Here is a 25416-nt window from a genome sequence, read left to right as displayed (position 1 = left end):
GTCGTGTCGCATTGTCGTGCAGGAAGGCGGGATGCAGACCCACCTCAAACGCCGAATGCGATACCGGTCTTGGTCTGCGTCTTCAGGCCGCGCATGCAGGCGCCCGGTTCGACGCCGGCGCATTCGGTGGCGCTGTTGATCAGCACGCGGCTGAGTTTGGTGCAGTCGGTGCCGGCGAGGTCGAAGCGGATCACCTTGGTCTTGCCGGCCGGCAGGTCCTTGAAGTCGAGCACGCTCAGGCGGCCGACCACGCCGGCCTCGTTGAACAGCGCGATTTCGAAAGCCGCCTTGGACAGATCGGCGCCGAGCGCATTGTTGACGACGAAGGTCAGCCGGCAACCCTTGTCCGAGGGCTGCACGGCATTGAGCTCGAGGCTGAGTTGCGGAGCCGGCGCGGACTGAGCCCACGCCGGCGCCAAGCCAAGCGACATCGCCAACGTCGAGGTCAGGAGCCGAAGCGATGCCGTCAAACTTGTCATGGGTGTCAGCCTCCAAAGCGCATGGTTGCGGCCAGCTTCAGCGTGATGCCGGGTTCATAGATGACGGCGGTGGTGCCGCCGTTCAGCGGGTTGGTGTATTTGACGTCGAACAAATTGTCGGCGCGGAAGTCCACCTTCAGATTGTCGGTGGCCTGGTAACTGGCGAAGGCGTTGACCAGAGTATAATCCTTGGCCACGGGGTTGCCCTTCGGCTTGCCGTTGTACTGCACCTCGCCGCCGACGGTCAGCTTGTCCTGAAGGAAACGGAAGCCGAGCTGCCCGGTGACCTGCGACGACGGGATGGTGGCAAGGTCGGCCCGCTCGCCTTCATCGGAGATGGTGTGGCCGTTGATGATCGAGGCCGACAGCCCGGCATAACCCCAGGCGGCATCGTAGACGCTTTCCAGTTCGAAGCCGTTGATCTTGGCCTGGGCGACGTTCTGGTACTGGAAGCAGATCGGAATCCCGGGGCCGAACGGGCAGCCGCTGGTCGGGTCGAATGCCGACAGCGTGACGCCTTCGATGTAGTCGTCGACATCGTTGTGGAAGTAGCCGGCCTTGAGCCGGAACGCGTCGCCGGCCTCGATAAGGTCCTTCAGCTTGTAGTTGACGCCGAACTCGGTCGTCTTGCCGGTTTCTGGCCGCAGGTTCGGATTGGGCAGGAACGGGAAGGTGACGCCCGCCGGATGGTTGCCGCTGATCAGCGTTTCGGTCAGCGACGGCGAGCGGTAGCCTTCCGCGTAGGTGCCATAGAACTGCAGGCCCGCCAGGCTGGCGCTTTCGAAGGGCGTGACACCAACGGTGATGCGCGGCGACAGACGATCACCTGACGTTTCGTGGGTGCTGTCTTCGAGGCTGTAATTGTCGTAACGCAGCCCGGCAATGACCTCGAGCCAGTCCCAGGTGAGCTTGTCCTGGATGTAGGCGCCCGAAACACTACGCTTGCCCGATGGGGTGTAGAAGCTGTCGCCGCCGGCGGTGCCGCCGGTCTCGACATCGTCACCCACCCAGTCGCCGCCATAGGTCAATTCGTGCGCAACACCGGCTGTTTCGAAGCGCGACGTGTTCCAGATGTCGACGCCGGCCGTGCCAACGTCGAAGGTCGAGGTCGAACCGACGGGCAGCAGCACGGGAAGGCCGGTCGACGGATCGAAGCGGTTCTGCGGGACCAGCGTGGTGAGGTCGAGATTGGTCTTGTTGTAGGAGGCGTTGATGTGGAGATCGAGCCAGCTCCTGGCGTCGTCAGTGATGTTGTAGCGGGCGGTGAAGGTGTTCGACTTCAGGTCGACGTCGTTGGCCGGCACGCCGCCGCTGGTTTCCGTCCAGCCGTCGCTCGAGCCGACCCAGCCGAGCTTCAATTCGCTGTTCTCGCTCGGGCGGATTGTGGTCTTGAGCAGGCCGCTCAGCACGTCGAAACCGGTACCGGCGACGGTGTCGCCGCTGCCATTCTTGTAGTCGCCGTAGTCGCGGTAGACGATGTTGCCCAGCACATCCAAATCGTCGTTGAATTTGTAGGCGCCGCTGGCGCTGGCGGTCCAGCCCTTGCCGTTGCTTTCATAGCGCCCGGTGACGGAGCCGGCCCAGGTTTCGCCCGGTCTGAGGAAATCCACCGCATCCTTGGTGTCGAAGAAGACGACGCCGCCAATGGCGCCGGAGCCGTAGGTGTTGGCGGTCGGTCCGCGAATGACGTCAACGGATTTGATGAGCTCGGGATCGACATAGAAGGTCGACTGCGTGCCGTGGTCTGAGCGCTGGAAATTCTGCCTGGCACCGTCGACGATGACCGCGACGCGACCGAAATCCTGCAGGCCGCGGATGTTGATGCTGGAGCTGACGCGTCGCGCATCGGCCTGCACGGCGACACCAGGCACACCGAGCAGCATTTCGTTCGGCGTCGGCGCCATGCGGCGGTCGAGCTGTTCCTGGTCAACATGGCTGGCCGAGGCCAGCGATTCGATTGCCGTCTCGCCGGTGCGGCTGATGACGAGGATCTTGTCCAGCAGGGTCGCGCCGGCGGGCGCCGGCTTGGTGTCCTCGGTTTTCCTGGTCTGGTCGGCCTGGTCAGGGGCCGGCTGAGCGCTGGCCGGCGATGTCAGCAGCGCGATCGTCGCTGCCCCCGCAAGCAAGGCTGCCATTGCCTTTGCCATAGGCCGATGCACCGGATCGGCGTTCGCCAGACCCAGTCGTCCACAATTTCCCAAGCCCATGCCCCAACTCCAAAATTCCAGGTTCGATGCTGGCTGGCTTGGTGCTCGCTGGCATTTTTCATTCTGTCCGGCGTCTTAAATGTTGACTCATTTGGTCCGGTATTGCACTGACTAATAAACATGATTATTCGAGTCAAGAAATGAATCGGCATTTTTGCAACGCCTAGCCAGTTGCCCGGCACAGGAAAGGGATCGAAAGAGATGAACACCCACAATCCCAACGACTTTCGTTACCGCGTCCGCCGTTCCGAGGAGACGCCGACCCGCTTCGACCGGGTGCCGCTGGCGGTGCGGACGCTGTCCTCCAACACGCTGTTCCAGGGCGAGCACGAGATCGGCATCGAGCACCATGGGGCGCTCTATCGGCTGAAGATCACCCGCCAGGGCAAGCTCATCCTCAACAAGTGACGAAACAGCCAGGCAGGCCAAAACGCCAGGCAGGACAGGTAAGCAGGACATGGACCAGCGCGTAAAACCCGCACCGCATGAAATCCGGCGAGCGCGGGCAGACAATCCGAAAGCGCGCGAGCGCGATCTTGCCGCCGAGCTCGGTATTTCCGAAGCCGAGCTGGTGGCCGCGCATTGCGGCGACGGTGTCGTGCGCGTCGAGCCCAGGGTCAACGATCTTCTGACCGGCCTCGACGCCGTCGGCGAAGTGATGGCGCTGACCCGCAACGAAAGCGCGGTGCACGAGAAGATCGGCGTCTACAACAAGGTTGTCACAGGCACGCACAATGCCATGGTGCTGGGCGAAAACATCGACCTGCGTATCTTTCCAAAGGTCTGGGCGCATGGCTTTGCCGTGGAAAAGCGCGACGGTGGCGACATCCGCCGCAGCCTGCAATTCTTCGACGCGGCCGGCGATGCGGTGCACAAGGTGCATCTGCGGCCGGCGTCCAATCTCTATGCCTACCAGAAGCTCGTGGCCGCACTCGAATCGCCGAACCAGGAGGCAACCGTGTCTATCGAAGGCCTGGCCGACGACGACGCGGAGACGTCGGGCATTGCCGCAGACATCGATGATCTGCGCGACCGCTGGAGCCGGCTGACCGACGTCCACCAGTTCTTTGGCATGTTGAAAACGCTGAAGCTCACCCGCCGCCAGGCCGTGCGCATGGTCGGCCAGGACTATGCCTGGCTGCTCGACAATGACGCCATCGTCGCCATGTTCCACCATGCCGCCGCCGACGGCATGCCGATCATGTGTTTTGTCGGAAACCGAGGCTGCATCCAGATCCATTCCGGTCCCGTCAAGTCGATCAAGCCGATGGGGCCGTGGATCAACGTCATGGACGAGACGTTCCACCTGCATCTGCGCACCGACCACATCCAGGAGGTGTGGGCGGTGCGCAAACCGACCAAGGACGGTCATGTCACCTCGCTCGAAGCCTATGGCGCCGACGGCAAGATGATCATCCAGTTCTTCGGCAAGCGCCATGAAGGCGAGGGCGAGCGCGACGACTGGCGGTTCCTTGCCGAGAACCTGCCGCGCATTCCAAGCCCGACCGCAGCCTGAGGAAACGACGATGATTTCACTGTTCAGGACGCTTGCCGCGGCCATGGGCCTGTCGCTGTTTATTGCCGCCCCAGTGCCGGCCAGCGAGAACGTGGCCGTGTTGGCCGACACGTCGCGGATCGTGGCGATCGGCGGTTCGATCACCGAGATCGTCTACGCGCTTGGCGAGGAAGGTCATCTCGTCTCCCGCGATTCGACCAGCCGCTACCCCGCCGCCGCGGTCGCGCTGCCCGACGTCGGCTATATGCGCCAGCTGTCGCCGGAAGGCGTGTTGTCGGTCAATCCTTCGGGCATTCTGGCGCTGCATGGCAGTGGGCCGAAGGAAGCGGTCGATGTGCTGAAAAAGTCGAGCGTTCCGTTCATCGACGTGCCCGAGCATTACAGCCATGACGGCATCCTGGAAAAGATCCGCATCGTCGGCAAGGCGCTTGGCGTCGACGCCAAGGCCGAGACGCTGGTGGCTGAGACCGACGCCAAGCTGAAGGCGGCCGAGAAGCAGACGGCGTCGATCAAGCAGCGCAAGCGCATCCTGTTCGTGCTGTCGATCCAGGGCGGCAAGATCCTGGCCGCCGGCACCGACACCGCCGGTGACGGCATCATCAAGCTCGCCGGTGCCGTCAATGCGGTCGAAGGTTTTTCCGGCTACAAGCAGATGTCCGACGAGGCGATCGTCACTGCCAGGCCGGACGTGATCCTGGCCATGAAGAATGCCGGCCCGCCGATTGCGGAGGCCGAGCTGTTCGCCATCCCGTCGATCACCTCGACGCCGGCGGGCGAAGGCCGCAAGCTGACCCTGATGGATGGCAGCTATCTCCTCGGCTTCGGGCCGCGCACGGCCGATGCCATCCACGATCTGGCCGCCTCGCTCTATGGCAGCCAGGTCACGGACTGAGCCGATGGTGGATCAGTCGATCGCCGGCGCGGCGGGCAAGGTGGCCGAGGGCGATCGTTCCGGGCGCGCTCGCCTGGTTATTGTGCTCCTGTGTGTGGCGCTTGCCCTTTCGATGTTCCTGTCGCTGAGGTCGGGCGCTTCCGATGCATCGGCCGTTGGTGTCATTCGTGACTGGCTGACCGGCGCCACGCCGGACGACGCCGCGCTTGGTGCCCGCGACCGGTTGATCGTCTACGATATCCGCATGCCGCGCGTACTGCTCGGTGTGCTCATCGGGGCGGCACTGGCCGTATCGGGTGCGGTCATGCAAGGCCTGTTTCGCAACCCGCTCGCCGATCCCGGCCTGATCGGCGTTTCCGCCGGGTCGAGCCTCGGCGCGGTCGCCGTCATCGTGCTCGGCACGACGTGGCTGGCGCCGCTCACTCTGGCGCTCGGCGGGCTGGCCTTGCCGCTCGCCGCTTTCTGCGGCGGCCTTGCGGTCACGCTGGTGCTCTACCGCGTCGCCACGCGGCAGGGGCGCACATCGGTCGCTACCATGCTGCTTGCCGGCATTGCGCTCGCAGCCCTTGCCATGGCGCTGACCGGTATCCTGATTTTCATGGCCGACGACCGGCAGTTGCGCGACCTGACCTTCTGGCAACTGGGCTCGCTGGGCGGCGCGACCTGGCCGAAGATCGCTTCCGTCGGTCCGATCATCATCCTGGCGCTTGCGGCAATGCCGTTCCTGGCCAAAGGCCTCAACGCCCTGGCGCTCGGCGAGGCGACGGCCGGACATCTCGGCATCCCGGTACAGCGGCTGAAATACACCGCGATCGTCGGCGTCTCGGCAGCGGTCGGCGCCTCTGTCGCAGTCAGCGGAGGCATCGGTTTTGTCGGCATCGTCGTGCCGCATCTGCTGCGGCTGCTGATCGGTCCGGACAATCGCTATCTTTTGCTCGCATCGGCGCTGCTCGGCGCCTCGATGCTGCTTCTTGCCGACGCAGTTGCCCGCGTCATCGTGGCGCCGGCCGAATTGCCAATCGGCATCGTCACGGCGATCGCCGGCGCGCCGTTCTTCCTCTGGATCCTGCTGCGCAAGCGCGGCGTAATCGACTTGTGAGGCGGCATGATCGAAGCACGCGATGTCTCGGTGGCGATCGGCGGCAAGCGCATTGTTGCCAATGTCGATTTCGTCGCGCGGCCGGGCGAAATTGCGGCAATCGTCGGACCCAACGGCTCGGGCAAGACGACGTTTTTGAAGGCGTTGTCGGGCGATCTGGCGTTTGCGGGGACAGTGGCCGTCAACGGGCGCGACCTCTCCGCGATGAAGCCGGTGGAGGCCGCGACTGTGCGTGCCGTGCTGCCGCAGGCCGCGACGCTGTCCTTTCCCTTCACCGTGCACGAAGTGGTCAGGCTCGGCCTTATCGGCGGCCGTTCCGGCGTTCTGCCGGGCGAAGATGATCGTCTGCCCGAGCGGGCGCTGGTGCGGGTCGACCTCGACGGCTTTGCCGGCCGCTTCTATCAGGAGCTTTCGGGCGGCGAACAACAGCGTGTGCAACTGGCGCGCGTGCTGTGCCAGGTCTGGGCGCCGGTGCTCGACGGCAAGCCGCGCTATCTCTATCTCGACGAGCCGGTCTCCAGCCTCGATATCAAGCACCAGCTGATCATCATGAACATCGCCCGCGATTTCGCCCGGCGCGGCGGCGGTGTGATCGCCATCCTGCACGACCTCAATCTGACGGCCATGTATGCCGACCGGATTTTCGTGATGCATCGCGGCCGGCTCGCCGCCGACGGTTCACCGCAGGAGGTGCTGAGCGACGATCTGATCGAAAAGGTGTTCGATTGTCGGCTAAGGGTCGGTGTGTTGCCGGCGGCGAGCATGCCGTTCGTCTTGCCGCAGTCAGCCGCCTAAAAGCGCGTCGCGTTTGAACGGACTCAGGCGACGCGCTTTAGGTCTTTGTTTTTATGCATGTCGTTGTCTCAAAACCGGGGCCACTTTTGAGCGACATGCACTAGAAAACTCAGGCGGCCGGAGCTCGCTGGACCAGCATGTCGATGCCGAGCAAATGACGCACATTCGGGCGCGCAGCTACCATATCGGCGATGGTGTAGCGGGAGAGTACGGCAAAGAAGGCGTTGAGCGCCTCGCGCAGCGCCGAATTCAGCTGGCAGCTGTCGACCAGCGGGCATTCGGCGGCGTCGTTTTCGAAGCACTCGGCCATGGCGAAGCTCTCTTCGGTCACCCGTACGACGTCGAACAGGCTGATCTGCTCGGCGGGGCGGCCGATCCTCACGCCGCCATTCCTGCCGCGCACCGTCTCGACCAGGCCATGCTCGACCAGCGGCTGCAGGATCTTGAACAGGAAAAGCTCCGACACCGAATAGGCGGCCGCAATCTCGGGGATGCGGCTCAGGCGATCGTTGTTGGCGGCGCAATACATCAGGATGCGCATGGCGTAGTTGGTCTGGCGCGTCAGCCGCATTTAATTCCTCACCCGAGTGCTGGCGCGCTGGAACTGCACCAGATTTTAGATTGTGCTGGTGCGGCTTTCTCACCCGGAGTTTCGGATTCGCCCACACTGGCCCGATCGGAATATGGCCTATACCTTGGAACAATTCCAGACTGGGATTGCATGATAGATGAACATTCTTGTCAACTTTGCGTGCGAAACCGGCAATTCCCGGACGAAATCGGCCCATCCGATCATGCTACGGGCCCAAACACCCCCTAAATAGCCCATGCCAGATAGCCAAGAGATCGATGAGGAGCGGCGTATCATGTCCCAATCGGCTTCGTCCCTGGCGCCTGGCGGTTTTGATGCCGAGACGGGCGCCAAGCTTTTCGCGTTGCGGCGGACAAAGTTCCTCGCCACGGCTGCGCTGGTGCTTTGCGTCGTGGTTTTTGCCGTGGCCAAATCGTTCGAGGCCAAGTATCCGTGGCTGGGCTTCGTGGCGGCCTTCGCCGAGGCGGCGACCATTGGCGGCCTGGCCGACTGGTACGCGGTGGTGGCGCTGTTCAAGCGGCCGCTGGGCCTGCCGATCCCGCACACCGCCATCATCCCAGCGAACCAGAACCGCATCGCCGATAATCTGGGCCGCTTCATCGAGGTCAATTTTCTGGCGCCGGAGCCGGTGCGGGAAAAGCTGGCCGAGGTCGATTTTGCAGCACTCGTCGCCGACTGGCTGACTGACGCCGAACGCTCTGCCGGCCTGTCACGCTTCGTCGTACGGCTGGTCCCGCAGACGCTTGCGGCGATCGAGCAATCCGGCCTGCGCGGCTTCGTCACCAGCCGCATGCTGGAGCAGATCGACAAGGTGCCGCTGGCGCCGCTCGCGGCCGAATTGCTGTCGGCACTGACCGACGACCGCCGCCACCAGAAACTCTTCGACGAATTCACCAGGGTGATCGGCCGGTTCCTGAACGATGAAGAGGCGCTGGCGACCATGCGCGAGAAAATCCGCGAGGAATTGCCGTCGCTGTTCAACCTGTTCAGAGCCGACGCCTATCTGCTGAAAAAGATCGTCGCTTCCGCCGGTTCGCTGCTTGACGAGGTGCGGGCCGACCCCGACCATCCGATGCGCGCCGAATTCGACCGTTTCGCGCACAGCTTCATCGAGCGGCTCAGAACCTCGAAGCAATACGCCAAACGGGCCGAGAAGCTGAAGCGCGATTTCCTGGCGCGGCCGGAAGTGAAGTCGCTCGCCGGCGACATGTGGCAGAGCCTCAGCGTGTTCATCGAACAGGACGCCAAGGCGGAGAATTCGATTGTTCGCGCGCATCTCGCCAACATGTTCGTCGAGGTCGGCCGCCATCTCTCAGGCGATCCGCAGATCAGGGCCGACATGAACCGGGGCTTTGTCGTGGCGCTGTCGTCGTTCGTGGAGAGCCAGAAGAGCGGTGTGTCGACATTCATCGCCGACCAGGTCAAGCGCTGGGACCTCGCCCAGCTGACGAGGCTGATCGAGATGAACATCGGCAAGGACCTGCAATATATCCGCTTCAACGGCATGATTATCGGCGGATTGGCGGGTATCGTGCTCTACACGGCGGAGAGGCTGTTTCTCGCTGGCTGATGCTGCATTTGCCGCTGAATTGCTTGGGCGTGCGAATGGACACACGGCGCGCGAGTGCTATTGTCCAGAACAGGGTTCAGCATTTGCGACAACTGGGGAGCACGAGCAATGGCCAAACAACCCGACTCCGATTCGTTCCTGGACATGTTCAGCCGGTTCGGCCGTGACCTGAAGGTGCCGAATGTCGAGGCGATCCTCGCGCATCACCGCAAGAACCTCGAGGCGCTGGAAAGATCCGCGCGGGCGGGAGCTGCCGGCGCGACCTCATTGTTGTCCAGACAGCGCGAGATGCTGCAGGACACGCTGCGTGAAGTCAGCGACATGGCGCAGAGCTACAAGGCGCCGGGCAATCCCCAGGAACTGATGACAAAACAGGCGGAGTTCGCCAGGAAATCCTTCGAAGCCGCCCTGAAAAATGCCGGCGAAGTGGCCGAGCTGGTCAAGAAATCCGGCACCGAATCGATCGAAATCCTGCGCAGCCGCATCAAGGAAGCGATGGAGGAAATCCGCTCGGGCTATGACAAGAAGTGACTCTCAACGCAACCATGAGAGGAGTGGCCGGTTGCGGCGCATGAGCATGGACGAGGGACGCTGTTTGGCGGAAAATGGCGGAACGGAATCGCAACGGGCGAATTGACAGGAGCCGTCCGTTCGTGGTCCGAGGCACTGGGAGCCACCGGGAAAGCAGGAATGACGGAACTACGGCCGAAAACGCCGCCGACCTTCGAGCAGTTAAGGGCGATGGCCGGGCAGGAGCTCGGCGTGTCGGAATGGACGACCGTCGACCAGAACCGCATCAACCAGTTTGCCGAATGCACAGGCGACCATCAGTGGATCCACGTCGATCCGGAGCGGGCGAAGCGGCAGAGCCCATTTCGCACCACGATCGCGCATGGCTATCTGACGCTGTCGATCATCGGCGCGCTGGCGCTGGGCATGGGCATCGTCCCCGAAAACACGCAAGCCGCCTTCAATTACGGCTTCGACAAGGTGCGGTTCCTGGCGCCCGTCAGGGTCGGCGCACGCATCCGGCTGCGCACGACGCTGTTGTCGGTGGAGGACAAGGGGCCGGGCCAGTATCTGATGAAGGCCGCCAATACGGTCGAGATCGAGGGCGAACAGAGGCCGGCGCTGACCGCCGAAACGCTGGTCATGCTTTATGAGCGGCGCAAGCGGGCGGGAGCGTAAGCTCCCTATCTTCGGTCATGATGGCTGTTGCCGCACCGACAGCCTGCCGCCGGCGCGGGTCGAGAGCAGTGCCAGCAACAGCGCAGCCACCGCCAGGACCGTTGCCGTCTGAAAGGTAACCTGCATGCCGCGCGCGGCTGCCGCTGAGGTCAGCATGTCCTGGCTTTGCCGTTCTGCCGTCGAGGCAGCTGCAAAAATGGCCCCCATAAGCGATGCGCCGGTGATCAGGCCGAGATTGCGCGACAGATTGAGCAGGCCGGACACCATGCCGCGCTCGCCGGCAGCGACACCGCTCATGACGGCGGCATTGTTGGATGTCTGGAACAGGGCGTACCCGAAGCAGGTGACGGCGATCGGCACGATATAGCTGGCAATGCCGAGTTTTGTTGCGGCGAGCGACAACAATGAGGTTCCGACGGCAAGACTGAACAGTCCGACGACCATCATCCTGTGCGCGCCGAAGCGATCGGTGAGGCGGCCGGCGATAAGCGCCGAGAGCGCGGAGACCAGCGGACCTGTCGACAGGACCACGCCGACCATCGCAGCATTGAGCCCCAGCGCTCGCGACAGATAGAATGGAGCGACCACCAGGGTCGCCATCATCACTGTGGCGACGACGAGGTTCGTGGCGAGGCTGGCGCTGAGCCGGATGTCGTACAACCGGGCAAGCCGGATCAAGGGATTCTTCGCCCTCTTCTCCGCGACGCCGAACAGAACGACGCCGATGCCGGCGGCAACCAGCAGGCCGGTGTTGAGGGCGCCGAAATGGCCGCGGCCAAGCGTCATGGCCAGTGCATAGGCGGCGAGCGTCAGGCCTAGCAAGACCGTCCCGATCGCGTCGAACCCGCCTTGAACGCCCGCAGCCTTGCCGCGGGCAGGCAGGGCCAGCCAGGCGAGGGCAAAGGTCAGGAGGCCGAGCGGCACATTGACGAGGAAGATCGCCCGCCAGCCAAAGCCAGCGATCAGCAAGCCGCCGAGCGAGGGTCCGAGCGTCGTGCCGATCGCCGACATGGCGCCGAGCAGGCCCATGGCGCTGCCGGTTCTCTCCCTGGTCACGGTCTCCGCGACAAAGGCCAGCGTCAACGCCATCATCAGCGCGGCACCCAGTCCTTGTACGGCGCGCGCCGCAATCAGCAGCCAGAGCGTCGGCGCCAGGCCGCAGAGCACCGAGGCCAGTGTGAACAGCGCGATGCCGCCGAGCAGCAACGGCCGGCGGCCGACCATGTCAGCCAGGCGCCCGGCGCTGACGATCAGGGCGGTGATGGCGAGCAGATAGGCGAGAACCACCCATTGCACGGACTGGAAGGACGCACCGAACGCCTGCATGAGGGAAGGCAGTCCAACGCTGGCAATGCTGGTTCCAAGCGAGGACAGCAGCGTGGCGAGCGACAGGCTGGCCAATGCCAAGACAGGAGAGTGGGCCAGGCCTGCGGACCGGGTTTTCTGCGGCGCCGATGCGCACTCGTTCTGCTCGGCAGTTGCCATGGCGATTTCCTCCTTGTCAGTCCCGCAACCGAGATCTAGTCGTCAGGGTGGAATGGCGGAAGGTGCAGCATTTGCATCTTATTCGTGCGCCAAACGCCATGGCATGTGCTACAATCCGCCGATGGCATCGCCCGATCTCAATCTGCTGTTCGCGCTCGACGTTTTGCTCGCCGAAGGCAGCGTGGCGCGCGCCGCCAGCCGGCTACGACTCAGCCCGTCGGCGATGAGCCGCACGCTGGCGCGGCTGCGGGAAGCGACCGGTGATCCGCTGCTGGTCCGCGCCGGCCGCGGCCTGGTCCCGACGCCGCGCGCGGAGGCATTGCGGCAGCAGGCCGGCCGTGTCGTCCACGATGCGGAAACGCTATTGCGTCCCGCCAGGCTGCTCGATCTGGCAAAGCTGGAACAGATCTTCACGCTGCGCACCAATGAAGGGTTCGTCGAGGAATTCGGGCCGCGTCTTGTCGCCCGCATCCAGGCCGAGGCGCCGGGCCTGCGGCTGCGCTTTGCGCCGAAAGCCGACAAGGATGTCGCCTCGTTGCGCGACGCCGACATCGACCTCGAAATCGGCGTTGCCGGCGAGGCCGGACCGGAAGTGCTGATACAGGCGCTGTTTCGCGACCGCTTCGTCGGCGCCGTAGGAGCCGGCCATCCCTTAAGCGAAGGCGCGGTGACGCCCGAGCGTTATGCGGCAGGGCGGCACATCAGCGTTTCACGGCGGGGCCGGGAAAGAGGGCCGATCGATCAGACTTTGGCGCTGCTTGGCCTGCAGCGAACCGTGGTGTGCATGGTCTCCGGCTTTTCGGCTGCACTCGCCATGGCGCGCGCTTCGGACCTGATCGCCAGCGTGCCCGAACGGCACACGCAAGGCGCACGCGCCGGCATGGTCAGCTTTCCGCTGCCGGTCGCCACGGTGGAGGTCACCATCTCGATGCTCTGGCATCCACGGCTCGATGCCGATCCGGCGCAACGCTGGCTGCGAGATTGCGTTCGGGAGGTCTGCGCGGCCTACCGCTGAGCGCTCAGCGCGCCATTGCCGCCTTGAGCACCCTGAAAATCCGCTCGTCTTGGCATTGGGCAACGTTGAAGCGCAGGAACCGGCTGGCGGTTCCCGACAGGCTGAATGCATTGCCGGGCGCCAGCACGATGTTGTCGGCCAGCGCGCGGCGTGCCATTTCAGCCGCGTCCACGCCATCCGGCAGGCTGCACCACAGGAACAAGCCGGCCGGTTGGTCGATCCAGGGCGTGATGCCGATCGCCTTCAGGCGCGCGCCCGTCTCGCCCATGGCGCGGGAAAGCCGCGCGCGCAGCAATTCCATGTGCTTTCGGTAGCTGCCGTCCCTAAGCAGCGCCAGCACCAGTTCGGCGGCCAGCCGGCCGCCGCCGAAGGTGGTGGCAATCTTGAGGTCGGTGAGTTGCTCGATCCAGTCGCGCGGTGCCGCGATGAAGCCGCAGCGAACCGATGCCGATAGCGTCTTGGAGAAGCTGCCGATATGGACGACGCGGTTGAGGCCGTCGAACGCCGCCAGCCGGGGCGCTGGGCTGTGCTCGAAATCGGCGAAGATATCGTCCTCGATGATGGTCAGGTCCGACTGGTCGGCGAGCTTCAGCAGCCGGTGCGCGGTCACCGGCGACAGGATCGCGCCGGTCGGGTTGTGGATGGCGGAATTGGTGATGTAGAGGCGCGGCCTGTGCTCGGCGAGCGCCTGGGCGAACAGCTCGATATCAGGCCCGGATGGCGTGTAGGGCACGCTGACGACCTTGGCGCGGTGGGCGCGCAGCAGCGCGTGGAAATTGAAATAGCAGGGGTCGTCGACCAGCACGGTATCGCCGGGTTCGATCAGGAAGCGGCACAGAAGATCGATGGCCTGCGTGCCCGATTCGGTCAGCATGATCTGTTCGGGCGAGACCTCGATGCCGTGGCCAGCCATGCGCCGCGCGAGCAATTGCCTGAGCGGCGGCAGGCCGAGCGGCGTGCCGTAATCGGCTAGGTCGACATCGTCGGCGCGCGCCACGGTGCGCAGCGCCCGGCGCAAGGCCGCCTGCGGCATCCATGAGGCCGGCATCCAGCCGCAGCCTGGTTTCAGCATCTCGTCGCCGGCTTCCAGCGACTGGCGCGAGACCCACAGCGGATCGATGGCGCGATCGAGCCGGGGTCCAATCTCGGCCAGCGACAGTGGCGCCAGCGATCCGGCGGCATAAAAACCCGAACCCGGCCGGGAGCGAATCGCGCCTTCGGCGGCAAGCCGTTCATAAGCTTCGACGACGGTGGATTTCGACACCTGCATGGCCTTGGCGAAGGCGCGGATCGAGGGCAGCCGCGCGCCCGGCGTCAGGCTGCGCGCCGATATCCGCTGGCGGATGGTCGCCATCACAGTTTCGACCAGAGTGATCGCGAGAACGGTGCGCGCGCCGTCCGCTTCCAAAGCGAGTTCCTTCATCCGTACTGCTCGACCTGCCATTACAGTTTTGCGGAATTGTACTGCATTGTCTCTGGCTGCACCATAGGCACTTGCCCGATAGAGGTCGAAAGCAATGGAGCCTGGAATGGACAAGACCGCGAGCGGCTGGCTGAACGGATTCGTCGGCGTGCTGATCTTCTCAGGCTCGCTGCCGGCGACGCGCGTCGCAGTGGCGGAGTTCGATCCGACATTCCTGACCTCGGCCCGCGCCGCGATTGCCGGGCTGCTTGGTCTCGCGATGCTCGTCCTGTTCCAGCAGAAGCGCCCGGCGCGCAGCGATTTTCTGTCGCTGGTGATCGTCGCCCTTGGGGTGGTTGTCGGCTTTCCCTTGCTCACCGCTCTGGCGCTCAAGCACGTCACCTCTGCCCACTCTATCATCTTCGTCGGCCTGCTGCCGCTGGCCACCGCGATCTTCGGCGTGCTGCGCGGTGGCGAGCGTCCGCGCCCGGCCTTCTGGCTGTTTTCCTGCATCGGCAGCGCGCTGGTCGCCGGTTTTGCCCTGATGCAAGGCGTGACGGCCTCACCTGTCGGCGACGGCCTGATGCTGGCCGCCATCATCGTCTGCGGCCTGGGCTATGCCGAGGGGGCGGCATTGTCGCGCAGGCTGGGCGGCTGGCAGGTGATCTGCTGGGCGCTGGCGATCTCGCTGCCGATCATGCTGGTTCTGACCTTTGCGACGCTGCCCTCGTCCTTCGCCGGCATCGGCTCTCACGCCTGGATGGGTCTCGCCTATGTCTCGCTGTTCAGCATGCTGATCGGCTTCGTGTTCTGGTACCGCGGCCTCGCCCAAGGCGGCATCGCTGCCGTCGGGCAGTTGCAGTTGCTGCAGCCCTTTTTCGGCCTGGCGCTGGCAGCGTCGCTGCTGCACGAGCAGGTCAGCCCGCTGATGGTGGTCGTGACGCTCGGCGTGGTGGCTTGCGTGTTCGGGGCGAAGAAATTTGCGCGCTAGGAGTTTGGTGGTGGAGGGCGACTCCGCCCTAGAACTTCGTCACCACCCCAATGCCAATCCCCTCGAACCCGCCCATTGCCACCAGCGCCGCAGGCGCCTCATCAAGGCTGATCTTCTTGCCGACCAGCAGTTCGGGCTTGAGCTTGCCGGTGCGGATCATCTCCATCATGGCGGGGTAGCGGTGGGCCTGCATGCCGTGGCTGCCGAGGATTTCCAGCTCGAAGGCGATCACCTTGTCCATCGGCACTTGCGGGCGGGCGTGTTCGCCCAGCATCAGGCCGACCTGCACATGGCGGCCGCGCCGGCGCAGATTGGCAATCGAGTTGAACGATGTCGTGGGGTGGCCGAGCGCGTCCATCGACATATGCGCGCCGCCATTGGTGATCTGCTTGATCGCCTTGACCACGTTCGGCGTGGTCGAGGCGTTGATGGTCGCCACGGCGCCGATCTTTCTGGCGAAGTCCAGTTTCTCGTCGGTGAGGTCGATGGCGATGACATTGGCGCCCATGGAACTGGCGATCATGATCGCCGACAGGCCGACGCCGCCGCAGCCATGCACCGCCACCCATTCGCCCGGCGTCACCCGGCCCTGGTCGACAATGGCGCGAAACGAGGTGACGAAGCGGCATCCGAGGCTGGCGGCGGTGGCGAACTCCATCTCCTCGGGCAGGCGCACGAGATTGGTGTCGGCATGCTCGATGGCGACATATTCGGCAAACGATCCCCAGGCGGTGAAGCCGGGCTGCGTCTGGTGTTCGCAGACCTGATGATTGCCCGAATTGCATTCGAAGCAGCGGCCGCAGCCGACGCAGAACGGCACGGTGACGCGCTCGCCGGCCTTCCAGCGGGTCACCCGCTTGCCGACGGCGACGACGATGCCGGCCAGTTCATGGCCCGGCACATGCGGCAGCGTGATGCCGTCATCATGACCCATCCAGCCATGCCAGTCGCTGCGGCAGAGCCCGGTCGCCTCGACCTTGATGACCACACCGTCTGCGGCCGGTTTCGGATCCGGCACGGTCTGGATTCTCGGCGCCTCGCCGAATCTTTCGAAGACGACGGCTTTCATCGGCAACTCTCCGTGCTCTGCTCCGGCATTGTGAGCCTATTCGGCATCTATCTGATTCTCCGGCGCCGCCTTCTGAAAGGCCGGCAGCGCCATGCAGGCGGCGTGGATGCGCGAGATCTCGGGGTAGGGTGTCAGGTCGACGCCGAAGCGGGCGTTGCTGGCGATCTGGGCGACCAGGCAGATGTCGGCGAGGCCCGGTGCGTCGCCATGGCAAAATGTGCCGGTCTCATCCGATGAAGCCAGAATCTTTTCAAGCGGCTGGAACCCTTCGTTCACCCAGTGGCGAAACCAGTGGATGACATCCTGGTCGCCGGCGCCGAACAAAGTGCGCAGCGAGGTCAGCACGCGCAGATTGTTCACCGGGTGGATGTCGCAGGCGATCATCTGCGCTAGCATTCGCACGCGCGCCCGGCCGAGCGCGTCCTTCGGCAGCAGCGACGGTTCGGGGTGGGTCTCGTCGAGATATTCGATGATTGCCAGCGACTGCGTCAAAAGCGTGCCGTCGCCCAGGATCAGCGCCGGCACCAGCCCCTGCGGATTGACCGCGCGATAGGCCGGCTCCAGATGGTCGCCATGCCGCAGATGATGCGGCACGTAGTCGTAGCCCAGCCCCTTCATCTCGAGCGCGATGCGCACGCGGTAGGAGGTGGAGGAGCGGTAGTAGTTGTGGAGGACGAGGTCGCTCATTGGATCACGGCTTGTCGGTGGAATTTTGGCCGATCGAATCTTGGCCGACAGTGATCTCGATGGTGCCGATGCCGTCGACACCGCCGGTCATCGTCTGACCCGGCGCCACCGCGCCGACGCCGGCCGGCGTGCCGGTGAAGATCAGGTCGCCCGGTTGTAGTACAACCGCACCGCTGCAGATCGAAACGATATCGGCGATCGGCCAGATCAGTTCGGCGAGGTCGCCCTCCTGTTTCACCGTGCCGTCGACGGCGAGCCAGATGCGGCCCTTTTGCGGGTGGCCGGATTTGGCGGCTGATACCAACGGGCCGCAGGGCGCCGATCGGTCGAAGGCCTTCGACCAGTCCCAGGGCCGCGCCGCTTTCTTGGCCTCGTCCTGCAGGTCGCGGCGGGTGAGGTCGATGCCGACGCCGTAGCCCCAGACATGCTCGAGGGCTTCAGCGCGGGGGATGCGGAAGCCGGCCTTGCCGATCGCCGCCACCAGCTCGATCTCATGGTGCAGGTTTTGGGTCAAAGGCGGGTAGGGGACCGTGGTGCCGCTATCGACCACCGCATCGGCCGGCTTGGTGAAGAAGAAGGGCGGGTCGCGCTCGTCATTGCCGAGTTCGCGCGCGTGCGCGGCGTAGTTGCGGCCGACGCAGAAGATGCGGCGCACCGCAAAACGCTGGGCCGAGCCTTCTATGGCGACCGATGGGGTTGCGGGCAAGGGGAGGACGAAGTCTGTCATGCCAGGTCTTTCTGCTTCAACTGCCGGCACATTTGACCGATTTGGACCGCCGGGCAAGGCAGGAGCCTCCGCAAAAGCGTCGGCTGCGCCTTGATTGTCTGATAAAGTCGGCTTCGCCTCCTGGGGTTAAGATGGCGATAGACTATTTGCCAATAAGCTGGCCATACCAGCGGGAGTATCGTGCCCAGGGAGGACTGAAACGAACACCATGACCGCAGTCAACGATCGCGCCCGGTTTCTGATCATCGACGACCATCCGCTGTTTCGCGAGGCGCTGCACAGCGCCGTGCAGATGGCGTACCCGGAAGTCGACACGGTGGAGGCGCGCTCGATCGCCGAAGCGCTTGATCTCCTGGGTGGGATAAAGCCATTCGATCTGGCGCTGCTCGATCTCAATATGCCCGATGTGCATGGCTTTGACGGGTTGCTGCAACTCAGGACCCGCCATCCGCGGCTGCCGGTGGTCGTCGTCTCGGGCTATGAGGAGCCGAAGATCATTTCAGAGGCGCTGTCCTATGGCGCTGCCGGCTTCATCCCGAAATCGGCGCGCAAGAGCGATCTCGCCGCCGCCATACGCTCGGTGATGGAAGGCGCGATCTACGTGCCGGAAAACTATGAGGGACAGCCGCCGGACGCCGACAGCACTGACCGCGCCGACATGGTGCAGCGGCTGGCGAAACTGACGCCGCAGCAGCTGCGGGTGCTGCAGATGCTGCGCCAGGGCCTGCTCAACAAGCAGATCGCCTACGAGCTGCAGGTCGGCGAGACCACGGTCAAGGCGCATGTCTCGGAGATCCTGCGCAAGCTCAACGTCTACAGCCGCACGCAGGCGGTGATCGAGGTGTCGAAGCTGGACAATGCGGAGCTGTTTCGCGATCAGGCCGGGTTTTGATCTTTACCCTCCCCCTTGTGGGGAGGGTCGATCCGCGAAGCGGAGCGGGGTGGGGGACCTTGGCGCTGCACCCCGCCCCGGCGTTGCGCGCCGACCCTCCCCATCGAGGGGAGGGTATGGGGCTCAAGCCAGCAAATGCGCCAGCAGCGCCCTTAGCTGCGCCGGTTTCAGCGGCTTGCGCATCAGTTCGATGCCGGCGGCGCGGGCGGCTTTGGCGACGGCCTCCGATCCGTCGGCGGTGACGATCAGCGCCGGCACGGCGCGGCCGAGATAATCGCGGACTTCGGCGATGGTGGCGGTGCCGAGGTCGCCGTCGTCGAGATGCTGGTCGGCAATGACGATGTCGGGCACCCAGTCGGTGTCGCCAAGCAGGCTGACCGCAGCCTCGGTCGAGGTCGCGGCGCGCACCAGGCACTGCCAGCGCTCGAGCAGGAAAGTCATCGCCTGCAGCACGTCGGCGTCGTTTTCGACCAGCAGCACCTTGGTGCCGAACAGGCCGTAGCCGCGCGGCCGCTCCATTTCGGCAAGGCTGGCGATGGCGTCGGCGCTGGCGCCGATGCCGACCGGCACGTCGATGTGGAAGATGGTGCCGCGCCCAACCCTCGAGGAGAACGTCACGGGATGACCGAGCGCGGCGGCCATGCGCCGCACGATGGCAAGGCCCAGGCCCAGCCCGCCGGAGATTCCGGTGTCGGCTGGAATGGCGGAGCCGCGATGGAACTCCTCGAACACCGCCTCGCGCTGGTCGTCGGGAATGCCGCAGCCGGTGTCGGCGACATCGATGCGGATGGTATCGCCGCGATGCCTTGTGCCGACAAGCACGCCGCCCGAAGGGGTATAGCGCAGCGCATTGGACAGGATGTTTTGCAGGATGCGGCGCAAGAGCGTGCGGTCCGAACGCACCACGGCGCTGACCGGGCGGAACTTCAGCGCCAGCCCCTTCATCTCGGCCACGGGCAGGAAATCCGACCGCAGCGAGGAAAACAGCGTCTCCAGATTGACATCGCCGATGTCGGGCTGCACCACACCGGCATCGAGCTTGGAAATGTCCAGCAGCGTGCGCAACAGGTCTTCCATGGTCTCCAGCGAGCGCTCGACCTGACGGACAAGTTTCTTGCCCTCGTCGCTGGTCTGCACTTCGGCCAGCGCCGAGACGGAGAGGTGGGCGGCGTTCAGCGGCTGCAGCACGTCATGGCTGGCGGCGGCCAGGAACCTGGTCTTGGACAGGTTTGCCAGTTCGGCGTTTTCCTTGGCGGCGCTGAGGTCGATGTTCGACTGTTCCAGCCGGCGCAAGGTCGAGTGTAGTTCCTCGGTGCGCATGCGCACGCGGTTTTCCAGTGAAATTGCGGTCTGGAACAGCGAGAAGGCGTTGCCCTGCTGGTCCATCGAGCGCTCGACGCGGCTGACCAGAGCGGCGTTGATCTTCTTCAGCCTGTCGACGTCGTTGATGTCCCTGAGCGGCATGCGCTATTCCGCCGCCTGGCGTTCGCCGAAGGCGATGCCGGTGAAGGTTTGGTTCAGATGCATCGAACGGTACTGTTCGCCATAGGTGCCGAAGCCGATGACATTGTTGACCCGGTAGAGCTCCGAAATGTCGCGGAACACCTGGCGGTTGCGGGCGTCGAGCCGGCGCAGCACGCAATCGAAGCCGAGGATCATGTCGATGCCGCCGAGCCGTTGCTCGACGTCGCGCAGTGCGGCGCGCGTCGATTCCACCATGTCCTTGGGCTGGGCGATGGACAGCACGACGCCGTCGTCTATGGCGCAAAAGAAAGACAGGGAACCGTCGGCATGCATCTTCTGGATCGAGCGGCAGTAATATTCGCCGCCCACTTTCACCACCACCGGGTGCGAGGCGAAGCTCATCGGCGTCAGGTTCTGCGCAACGATGCCGACCGAGGCTGCATATTCCTCAGCCGCGTTGGTGGCGTTGAATTCGCGCACGGTGCGGTGGTCCGGATCGGATGCCGTCACCACCAGCTTCTCGTCGGTTGGGATGAAATTGTCGGTCTTGAAGACATGGAACGGGATCTCGGTGGCGATCAGCACAATGATGGCGCTGTCGGACGCAACCTTGCCGTTCGAAATCAGCCTGGTGGTTTCGAATTTCAAATCGTCGCCCGCCGAACCGCCGATCAGCGGGATGTCGTCCAGCCCCCAATGGATGGCCGAGGTTACAGCTTCCTCGGCAAAGGACAGGCCGTCGATGAAGCAGAGCGCGAAGGTGCTTTTGGCATGGCAACTGCCGGTGCGTCCGCGCAGCAACCGCCGCAAGCCCTCGACTTCATCAGTGATCCTGTCCATTCCCGACGAGGAGAGATTGTCGACCATGGTGCTGACCGCCGAAAACGACGCGGAGGGAAAGAGCAGCGCCAGCACATGGCCTTCCTCCAGGCCCTGGGGGGTGATCTCGCCGGCGGTCGAGCAAGCGGCGTAGGCCAGCGTCGGCGCGTGGGTCTTCAGCCCTTGCGAAAGGACGCTCGCGTCAAACAAGCTCTGGGAGAAGAACAGCAGGGCAAAGCCGGCATCGATGGCTGCGGCCTCGACGGCGACCGCCAGGGCGAATGCATCGGCGTCGGGCTCGTCGGTGGTGAGCGCCGACAAACCGGATGCATAGCTCGTCCGTGAACTGGCCAGAGGCTTCCTCCCGATATCCTCCGACGCTTCCTGCGCGCGCCCGTTTTATGTCTCTCGGCGCGCTGGCGTCGAGGGCATTGTTGCCCCCTATTCGCTCTTTGGCAATGGGGCGGACAGGCCCGTGATTTTCGTTTTCTCCATGACCGAAAGTACAATGAGCGCCGTGTGTTTTTTGCGCTTTGTGCAGTGTACCAATAGCGCATGGCCGAGCGCCAAAGCCGCATCGGCAGCATGACTACCAAGGTCATACCCAGGGAGGATGCATGTCGGACGTTTCGTTTGTCGTGAACGGAAAACGGATCAGCGGCGCTGCCGAGGACCGAACGCTTCTGGTTCATTTCCTGCGCGAAAATCTTGGTCTCACCGGAACGCATGTCGGTTGTGACACCTCTCAATGCGGCGCCTGCGTCGTGCATGTCGACGGCAGGGCAGTGAAGTCCTGTTCGATGCTGGCCGTGCAGGCCTCCGGGTCGACCGTGGTGACGATCGAGGGGCTTGCCAATGGCGGCGACCTGCATCCGATGCAGGCCGCGTTCAAGGAACATCATGGGCTGCAATGCGGCTTCTGCACGCCGGGCATGATCATGACGGCGACCGACATGATCGCGCGCCATCCCGAAGGCCTTGACGAGGCGACGGTGCGCGCCGAGCTCGAAGGCAACATCTGCCGCTGCACCGGCTACCACAACATCGTCAAGGCGATCCTCGCCGCATCTCAGACGATGGCGAAGGTGCCGAAGGGCAGGGCGAAACAGGCAGCGTAAGAAAGAAGCGAGTAGTGAATAGTGAATAGCGAGTAGTCGGTTTAGCCGAACCGCTCCGAGCACAATTCCCTACTCACTGTTCACTATTCGCTACTCACTATTCGCTATTCCGGAGGAATTCCTATGGGCATTGAAGGCATCGGCGCTCGGGTCGTGCGCAAGGAAGACAAACGGTTCATCACCGGCGCCGGCCGCTATGTCGACGACATGGTGGTTCCCGGCATGAAGCATGCCGCTTTCGTGCGCAGCCCGCACGCGCATGCTCAGATCAAGAAGATCGACGTCAGACGAGCGCAGGCGATGCCCGGCGTCATCGGCGTCTTGACCGGCAAGGAGCTCAAGGCCGACGGCATCGGCAACCTGATCTGCGGCTGGATGATCCATTCCAAGGACGGCTCGCCGATGAAGATGGGCGCGTGGTCGCCGCTGGCCGTCGACAAGGTGCGCTATGTCGGCGACGCGGTCGTCATCGTGGTGGCGGAAACCAAGGGCCAGGCCCGCGACGCGGCCGAAGCGGTCGAGATCACCTACAAGGAATTGAAGGCGGTGGTCGATGCCACCAAGGCGCTGCAAAAAGGTGCGCCGCAGGTCCATGCCGAAGCCGAGGACAATCTTATCTTCGACTGGGAGATCGGCGATGCCAAGGCGACCGACGCGGCGATCCAGGCGGCGGCCCATGTCACCCGCATGAAGATCGTCAACAACCGGCTGGTTCCCAACGCCATGGAGCCGCGCGCGGCCCTTGGCCATTACGACAAGGCCGAGGACCATTTTACCTGCTGGACGACGTCGCAGAACCCGCATGTCGCGCGGCTAGTGATGAGCGCCTTCTACAATGTCGCGCCGGAAAACAAGCTGCGCGTCATTGCGCCCGATGTCGGCGGCGGCTTCGGCTCGAAGATCTACATCTATCCCGAAGAGATCGTCTGCCTGTGGGCGTCCAAGAAAACCGGCGTCCCGGTCAAATGGGTCGCCGACCGCACCGAAAGCTTCCTCACCGACGCACATGGCCGCGACCATGTCTCGACGGTCGAAATGGCGTTCGACAAGAACAACAAGATCACCGGCTTCAAAGTCGACACCATCGCCAATCTCGGCGCCTACATGTCGCTGTTCTCGTCTTGCGTGCCGACCTATCTCTACGCGACGCTGCTGTCGGGCCAGTACAACATCCCGACGATCCACGCCAATGTGCGCACCGTCTACACCAACACGGCACCCGTCGATGCCTATCGCGGGGCAGGGCGGCCGGAAGCCACGTATCTGCTCGAACGGACAATGGAGACCGCCGCGCGTGAACTTGGGGTCTCTCCGGCGGAGTTGCGGCGCATCAATTTCATCACCGAGTTTCCGCACCAGACGCCGGTCATCATGAACTATGACGCCGGCGACTATGGAGCTTCACTCGATGCGGCGACACAGGCGTCCGACTATGCCGGCTTTGCCAAGCGCAAAGCGGCGGCCGCCAGCCAGGGCAGACTGCGCGGCATCGGCATGAGCTGCTATATCGAGGCCTGCGGCATCGCGCCGTCGGCGGCGGTCGGTTCGCTCGGCGCCGGCGTCGGTCTGTGGGAATCGGCCGAGGTGCGGGTCAATGCCGTCGGCACGATCGAGGTGCTGACCGGCTCGCACAGCCACGGCCAGGGCCATGAGACGACCTTCGCGCAACTCGTCAACCAGCGTTTTGGCGTGCCACTGGACTCGGTCTCGATCGTCCATGGAGATACCGACAAGGTGCAGATGGGTATGGGCACCTACGGCTCGCGCTCGGGCGCGGTCGGCATGTCGGCAATTGCCAAGGCGCTCGACAAGGTCGAGGCCAAGGCCAAGAAAATCGCCGCCCATCTGCTCGAGGCCGACGAGGGCGACATCGTCATCGAGAATGGCGAGGTCAAGGTTGCCGGCACCGACAAGAGCCTGCCCTGGTTCCAGGTGGCGCTTGCCGCCTACACCGCTCACAATCTGCCGGCAGGCATGGAGCCGGGACTGAAGGAAACCGCCTTCTACGATCCGGCGAACTTTACTTTCCCGGCGGGCTGCTACATCTGCGAGGTCGAGATCGATCCGGAAACCGGCACGACCGAGATCGTCCAGTTCGTTGCGGCGGACGATTTCGGCAACATCATCAACCCGATGATCGTCGAAGGCCAGGTCCATGGCGGCATCGCGCAAGGCATCGGCCAGGCGCTGCTGGAAGGCGCGCACTATGACGATAGCGGGCAGCTGCTGACGGCGAGCTACATGGACTACACCATGCCGCGCGCGGACGACCTGCCGTCATTCAAGGTGTCGACCTCGAACACGCCGTGTCCGAGCAATCCGCTTGGCATCAAGGGCTGTGGCGAGGCCGGCGCCATCGGCTCGCCGCCGGCGGTCATCAACGCCATCACCGACGCTTTGGGGATTGTGGACATCGCCATGCCGGCCTCGCCGTCGACGGTGTGGGCGGCGATTAGGGCGAAGAAATGAGTGAGTAGGGAGTAGTGAGTAGGGAATGGGCATTACCGGAGATGACAGCGTCCCTATTCCCTACTCCCTACTCACTACTGCCTAACCACTTCAGGGGAGGATCCCATGTACGCAGTCAACTACCACCGCGCCGCCTCGGTCGCCGACGCCGCCAAGCTGGTGAAGAGCGGCGACGCCAGGCTTTTGTCAGGCGGCATGACGCTGATCCCGGCGATGAAGACGCGGCTCGCCGCACCCTCCGACCTGATCGACCTGTCGCGGATCAAGGAACTGCAAGGCGTCAAGGTGTCGGGCAAGACCGTCACCATCGGCGCCGCCACAACCCATTACGACGTCGCCAATGACGAGAAGCTGCGGAAGGCCTGTCCGGCGCTTGCGCACCTTGCGTCGCTGATTGGCGATCCGGCGGTGCGCCACAAGGGCACGATCGGCGGCTCGGTCGCCAACAACGACCCAGCCGCCGATTATCCGGCGGCGCTCTTGGCGCTGGGCGCCACCATCGTCACCAACAAGCGCGAGATTTCAGCCGCGAAATTCTTCACCGGCCTGTTCGAAACGGCGCTGAAAGAAGGCGAGATCATCACCGCGGTGAGTTTTACCGCGCCGGCCAAGGCTGCTTACGAAAAATTCCGCAACCCGGCCTCGCGCTATGCGATTGTCGGCGTGTTCGTGGCCAAGGGCAAGGACGGGGTCAGCGTTGCCGTTACCGGTGCCGGCGATGACGGCGTGTTCCGCTCGAAGGAGATCGAAGCCGCACTGGCGAAAAATTTTGCCGCATCGGCGCTCGACGGCGTGAAAGTGCCGGCGAAGAATTTGATGACCGACCTCCACGCTTCGGCCGAATACCGTGCCAATTTGATCGCCGTGATGGCCAAACGCGCGGTGGCGGCAGCCAACGCCTGACATCATAAAGCTACTGACATGGAAAGGGGCCATCGCG

General features: G+C 64.1%; 24 protein-coding genes. 14 read left to right on the top strand and 10 right to left on the bottom strand.

The window, feature by feature from the left end; all coding sequences use genetic code 11:
- Nucleotides 1-44: 44 nt before the first annotated feature.
- Both NKI46_RS10270 and NKI46_RS10265 read right to left on the bottom strand, forming a co-directional pair.
- A complete protein-coding gene (locus tag NKI46_RS10270; RefSeq protein WP_023739066.1) occupies nucleotides 45-479 on the bottom strand; it encodes a hypothetical protein in 435 nt (144 codons plus the stop codon).
- A 5-nt stretch (nucleotides 480-484) separates the two neighbouring features.
- Nucleotides 485-2614, bottom strand: a complete 2130-nt coding sequence (locus NKI46_RS10265; protein ID WP_352459134.1) for a TonB-dependent hemoglobin/transferrin/lactoferrin family receptor — start codon at nucleotides 2612-2614, stop codon at nucleotides 485-487.
- Between the two features lie 273 nt (nucleotides 2615-2887).
- Here NKI46_RS10265 and hemP point away from each other — a divergent pair, with 273 nt between their 5' ends.
- Genes hemP through NKI46_RS10240 form a run of 5 tightly spaced genes read left to right on the top strand, consistent with a single transcriptional unit; the run spans nucleotide 2888 to nucleotide 6988 of the window.
- Entirely contained in the window at nucleotides 2888-3094 is a 207-nt protein-coding gene (hemP, locus tag NKI46_RS10260) for a hemin uptake protein HemP (protein WP_023673860.1), read from the top strand.
- Nucleotides 3095-3143: 49 nt separating this feature from the next.
- Nucleotides 3144-4202, top strand: coding sequence for a hemin-degrading factor (locus NKI46_RS10255; RefSeq protein ID WP_352459133.1), 1059 nt, complete (start codon nucleotides 3144-3146; stop codon nucleotides 4200-4202).
- Between the two features lie 10 nt (nucleotides 4203-4212).
- Nucleotides 4213-5094, top strand: coding sequence for a heme/hemin ABC transporter substrate-binding protein (locus NKI46_RS10250; protein ID WP_031253349.1), 882 nt, complete (start codon nucleotides 4213-4215; stop codon nucleotides 5092-5094).
- Between the two features lie 4 nt (nucleotides 5095-5098).
- Nucleotides 5099-6193, top strand: coding sequence for a FecCD family ABC transporter permease (locus NKI46_RS10245; protein WP_286461669.1), 1095 nt, complete (start codon nucleotides 5099-5101; stop codon nucleotides 6191-6193).
- A gap of 6 nt (nucleotides 6194-6199) precedes the next feature.
- Nucleotides 6200-6988 carry a heme ABC transporter ATP-binding protein gene (locus NKI46_RS10240; protein WP_023681728.1) on the top strand — a complete coding sequence of 263 codons (789 nt, stop codon included), beginning with the start codon at nucleotides 6200-6202 and terminating at the stop codon, nucleotides 6986-6988.
- A 109-nt stretch (nucleotides 6989-7097) separates the two neighbouring features.
- On the opposite strand, the gene rirA is transcribed toward NKI46_RS10240, so the two are convergent.
- Nucleotides 7098-7559, bottom strand: a complete 462-nt coding sequence (rirA, locus tag NKI46_RS10235; protein WP_023672640.1) for an iron-responsive transcriptional regulator RirA — start codon at nucleotides 7557-7559, stop codon at nucleotides 7098-7100.
- A gap of 295 nt (nucleotides 7560-7854) precedes the next feature.
- Here rirA and NKI46_RS10230 point away from each other — a divergent pair, with 295 nt between their 5' ends.
- The 3 genes from NKI46_RS10230 (at nucleotide 7855) to NKI46_RS10220 (ending at nucleotide 10338) form a co-directional block, all read left to right on the top strand.
- Complete coding sequence (locus NKI46_RS10230; protein WP_023739062.1) at nucleotides 7855-9150, top strand: DUF445 domain-containing protein; 1296 nt, start codon at nucleotides 7855-7857, stop codon at nucleotides 9148-9150.
- A 108-nt stretch (nucleotides 9151-9258) separates the two neighbouring features.
- The gene (locus NKI46_RS10225; RefSeq protein WP_023672638.1) at nucleotides 9259-9681 is read left to right on the top strand and encodes a phasin family protein; all 423 of its coding nucleotides are present in this window, start codon (nucleotides 9259-9261) and stop codon (nucleotides 9679-9681) included.
- 159 nt (nucleotides 9682-9840) lie between these two features.
- Entirely contained in the window at nucleotides 9841-10338 is a 498-nt protein-coding gene (locus NKI46_RS10220) for a MaoC family dehydratase (RefSeq protein ID WP_023681725.1), read from the top strand.
- Between the two features lie 15 nt (nucleotides 10339-10353).
- Here the strand turns inward: NKI46_RS10220 and NKI46_RS10215 are convergent, their stop codons facing one another.
- Nucleotides 10354-11823: an MFS transporter gene (locus NKI46_RS10215; RefSeq protein WP_023739061.1), complete on the bottom strand. Its 1470-nt coding sequence runs from the start codon at nucleotides 11821-11823 to the stop codon at nucleotides 10354-10356.
- A gap of 121 nt (nucleotides 11824-11944) precedes the next feature.
- Between NKI46_RS10215 and NKI46_RS10210 the strand changes: the two genes are divergently transcribed.
- Nucleotides 11945-12838: a LysR family transcriptional regulator gene (locus NKI46_RS10210; protein WP_352459131.1), complete on the top strand. Its 894-nt coding sequence runs from the start codon at nucleotides 11945-11947 to the stop codon at nucleotides 12836-12838.
- Between the two features lie 4 nt (nucleotides 12839-12842).
- Here the strand turns inward: NKI46_RS10210 and NKI46_RS10205 are convergent, their stop codons facing one another.
- Nucleotides 12843-14261, bottom strand: a complete 1419-nt coding sequence (locus NKI46_RS10205) for an aminotransferase-like domain-containing protein (protein ID WP_352459130.1) — start codon at nucleotides 14259-14261, stop codon at nucleotides 12843-12845.
- 106 nt (nucleotides 14262-14367) lie between these two features.
- Between NKI46_RS10205 and NKI46_RS10200 the strand changes: the two genes are divergently transcribed.
- Nucleotides 14368-15231, top strand: a complete 864-nt coding sequence (locus NKI46_RS10200) for a DMT family transporter (RefSeq protein WP_023823043.1) — start codon at nucleotides 14368-14370, stop codon at nucleotides 15229-15231.
- Between the two features lie 28 nt (nucleotides 15232-15259).
- Here the strand turns inward: NKI46_RS10200 and NKI46_RS10195 are convergent, their stop codons facing one another.
- Genes NKI46_RS10195 through NKI46_RS10185 form a run of 3 tightly spaced genes read right to left on the bottom strand, consistent with a single transcriptional unit; the run spans nucleotide 15260 to nucleotide 17714 of the window.
- Nucleotides 15260-16300: a zinc-dependent alcohol dehydrogenase family protein gene (locus tag NKI46_RS10195; RefSeq protein WP_023825747.1), complete on the bottom strand. Its 1041-nt coding sequence runs from the start codon at nucleotides 16298-16300 to the stop codon at nucleotides 15260-15262.
- A gap of 36 nt (nucleotides 16301-16336) precedes the next feature.
- Nucleotides 16337-16987 carry a maleylacetoacetate isomerase gene (maiA, locus tag NKI46_RS10190; protein WP_023672629.1) on the bottom strand — a complete coding sequence of 217 codons (651 nt, stop codon included), beginning with the start codon at nucleotides 16985-16987 and terminating at the stop codon, nucleotides 16337-16339.
- Nucleotides 16988-16991: 4 nt separating this feature from the next.
- Nucleotides 16992-17714 carry a fumarylacetoacetate hydrolase family protein gene (locus tag NKI46_RS10185; protein ID WP_023701706.1) on the bottom strand — a complete coding sequence of 241 codons (723 nt, stop codon included), beginning with the start codon at nucleotides 17712-17714 and terminating at the stop codon, nucleotides 16992-16994.
- Nucleotides 17715-17922: 208 nt separating this feature from the next.
- Between NKI46_RS10185 and NKI46_RS10180 the strand changes: the two genes are divergently transcribed.
- Nucleotides 17923-18606: a response regulator gene (locus NKI46_RS10180; protein WP_023730729.1), complete on the top strand. Its 684-nt coding sequence runs from the start codon at nucleotides 17923-17925 to the stop codon at nucleotides 18604-18606.
- 123 nt (nucleotides 18607-18729) lie between these two features.
- Here the strand turns inward: NKI46_RS10180 and NKI46_RS10175 are convergent, their stop codons facing one another.
- Together NKI46_RS10175 and NKI46_RS10170 are read right to left on the bottom strand one after the other, a co-directional pair.
- The gene (locus NKI46_RS10175; RefSeq protein WP_352746022.1) at nucleotides 18730-20070 is read right to left on the bottom strand and encodes an ATP-binding response regulator; all 1341 of its coding nucleotides are present in this window, start codon (nucleotides 20068-20070) and stop codon (nucleotides 18730-18732) included.
- 3 nt (nucleotides 20071-20073) lie between these two features.
- The gene (locus NKI46_RS10170) at nucleotides 20074-21210 is read right to left on the bottom strand and encodes an FIST signal transduction protein (protein WP_031200506.1); all 1137 of its coding nucleotides are present in this window, start codon (nucleotides 21208-21210) and stop codon (nucleotides 20074-20076) included.
- A 296-nt stretch (nucleotides 21211-21506) separates the two neighbouring features.
- On the opposite strand from NKI46_RS10170, the gene NKI46_RS10165 reads away from it, so the two are divergent.
- The 3 genes from NKI46_RS10165 (at nucleotide 21507) to NKI46_RS10155 (ending at nucleotide 25379) form a co-directional block, all read left to right on the top strand.
- A complete protein-coding gene (locus NKI46_RS10165; RefSeq protein ID WP_023725653.1) occupies nucleotides 21507-22007 on the top strand; it encodes a (2Fe-2S)-binding protein in 501 nt (166 codons plus the stop codon).
- 123 nt (nucleotides 22008-22130) lie between these two features.
- The gene (locus NKI46_RS10160) at nucleotides 22131-24476 is read left to right on the top strand and encodes a xanthine dehydrogenase family protein molybdopterin-binding subunit (RefSeq protein ID WP_023688177.1); all 2346 of its coding nucleotides are present in this window, start codon (nucleotides 22131-22133) and stop codon (nucleotides 24474-24476) included.
- A gap of 105 nt (nucleotides 24477-24581) precedes the next feature.
- The gene (locus tag NKI46_RS10155; RefSeq protein ID WP_023672622.1) at nucleotides 24582-25379 is read left to right on the top strand and encodes an FAD binding domain-containing protein; all 798 of its coding nucleotides are present in this window, start codon (nucleotides 24582-24584) and stop codon (nucleotides 25377-25379) included.
- Nucleotides 25380-25416: the final 37 nt, after the last annotated feature.

The sequence above is a fragment of the Mesorhizobium sp. M0615 genome, assembly GCF_040320805.1.
GTDB lineage: Bacteria > Pseudomonadota > Alphaproteobacteria > Rhizobiales > Rhizobiaceae > Mesorhizobium.
This window is presented reverse-complemented; position numbering and strand designations above follow the sequence as displayed.

Excerpts from the sequence above, each read along its gene's own strand:
- NKI46_RS10270 (WP_023739066.1), bottom strand. The coding sequence starts at position 479 with ATGACAAGTTTGACGGCATCGCTTCGGCTCCTGACCTCGACGTTGGCG.
- NKI46_RS10265 (WP_352459134.1), bottom strand. The coding sequence starts at position 2,614 with ATGGCAGCCTTGCTTGCGGGGGCAGCGACGATCGCGCTGCTGACATCG.
- hemP (WP_023673860.1), top strand. The coding sequence starts at position 2,888 with ATGAACACCCACAATCCCAACGACTTTCGTTACCGCGTCCGCCGTTCC.
- NKI46_RS10255 (WP_352459133.1), top strand. The coding sequence starts at position 3,144 with ATGGACCAGCGCGTAAAACCCGCACCGCATGAAATCCGGCGAGCGCGG.
- NKI46_RS10250 (WP_031253349.1), top strand. The coding sequence starts at position 4,213 with ATGATTTCACTGTTCAGGACGCTTGCCGCGGCCATGGGCCTGTCGCTG.
- NKI46_RS10245 (WP_286461669.1), top strand. The coding sequence starts at position 5,099 with ATGGTGGATCAGTCGATCGCCGGCGCGGCGGGCAAGGTGGCCGAGGGC.
- NKI46_RS10240 (WP_023681728.1), top strand. The coding sequence starts at position 6,200 with ATGATCGAAGCACGCGATGTCTCGGTGGCGATCGGCGGCAAGCGCATT.
- rirA (WP_023672640.1), bottom strand. The coding sequence starts at position 7,559 with ATGCGGCTGACGCGCCAGACCAACTACGCCATGCGCATCCTGATGTAT.
- NKI46_RS10230 (WP_023739062.1), top strand. The coding sequence starts at position 7,855 with ATGTCCCAATCGGCTTCGTCCCTGGCGCCTGGCGGTTTTGATGCCGAG.
- NKI46_RS10225 (WP_023672638.1), top strand. The coding sequence starts at position 9,259 with ATGGCCAAACAACCCGACTCCGATTCGTTCCTGGACATGTTCAGCCGG.
- NKI46_RS10220 (WP_023681725.1), top strand. The coding sequence starts at position 9,841 with ATGACGGAACTACGGCCGAAAACGCCGCCGACCTTCGAGCAGTTAAGG.
- NKI46_RS10215 (WP_023739061.1), bottom strand. The coding sequence starts at position 11,823 with ATGGCAACTGCCGAGCAGAACGAGTGCGCATCGGCGCCGCAGAAAACC.
- NKI46_RS10210 (WP_352459131.1), top strand. The coding sequence starts at position 11,945 with ATGGCATCGCCCGATCTCAATCTGCTGTTCGCGCTCGACGTTTTGCTC.
- NKI46_RS10205 (WP_352459130.1), bottom strand. The coding sequence starts at position 14,261 with ATGAAGGAACTCGCTTTGGAAGCGGACGGCGCGCGCACCGTTCTCGCG.
- NKI46_RS10200 (WP_023823043.1), top strand. The coding sequence starts at position 14,368 with ATGGACAAGACCGCGAGCGGCTGGCTGAACGGATTCGTCGGCGTGCTG.
- NKI46_RS10195 (WP_023825747.1), bottom strand. The coding sequence starts at position 16,300 with ATGAAAGCCGTCGTCTTCGAAAGATTCGGCGAGGCGCCGAGAATCCAG.
- maiA (WP_023672629.1), bottom strand. The coding sequence starts at position 16,987 with ATGAGCGACCTCGTCCTCCACAACTACTACCGCTCCTCCACCTCCTAC.
- NKI46_RS10185 (WP_023701706.1), bottom strand. The coding sequence starts at position 17,714 with ATGACAGACTTCGTCCTCCCCTTGCCCGCAACCCCATCGGTCGCCATA.
- NKI46_RS10180 (WP_023730729.1), top strand. The coding sequence starts at position 17,923 with ATGACCGCAGTCAACGATCGCGCCCGGTTTCTGATCATCGACGACCAT.
- NKI46_RS10175 (WP_352746022.1), bottom strand. The coding sequence starts at position 20,070 with ATGCCGCTCAGGGACATCAACGACGTCGACAGGCTGAAGAAGATCAAC.
- NKI46_RS10165 (WP_023725653.1), top strand. The coding sequence starts at position 21,507 with ATGTCGGACGTTTCGTTTGTCGTGAACGGAAAACGGATCAGCGGCGCT.
- NKI46_RS10160 (WP_023688177.1), top strand. The coding sequence starts at position 22,131 with ATGGGCATTGAAGGCATCGGCGCTCGGGTCGTGCGCAAGGAAGACAAA.
- NKI46_RS10155 (WP_023672622.1), top strand. The coding sequence starts at position 24,582 with ATGTACGCAGTCAACTACCACCGCGCCGCCTCGGTCGCCGACGCCGCC.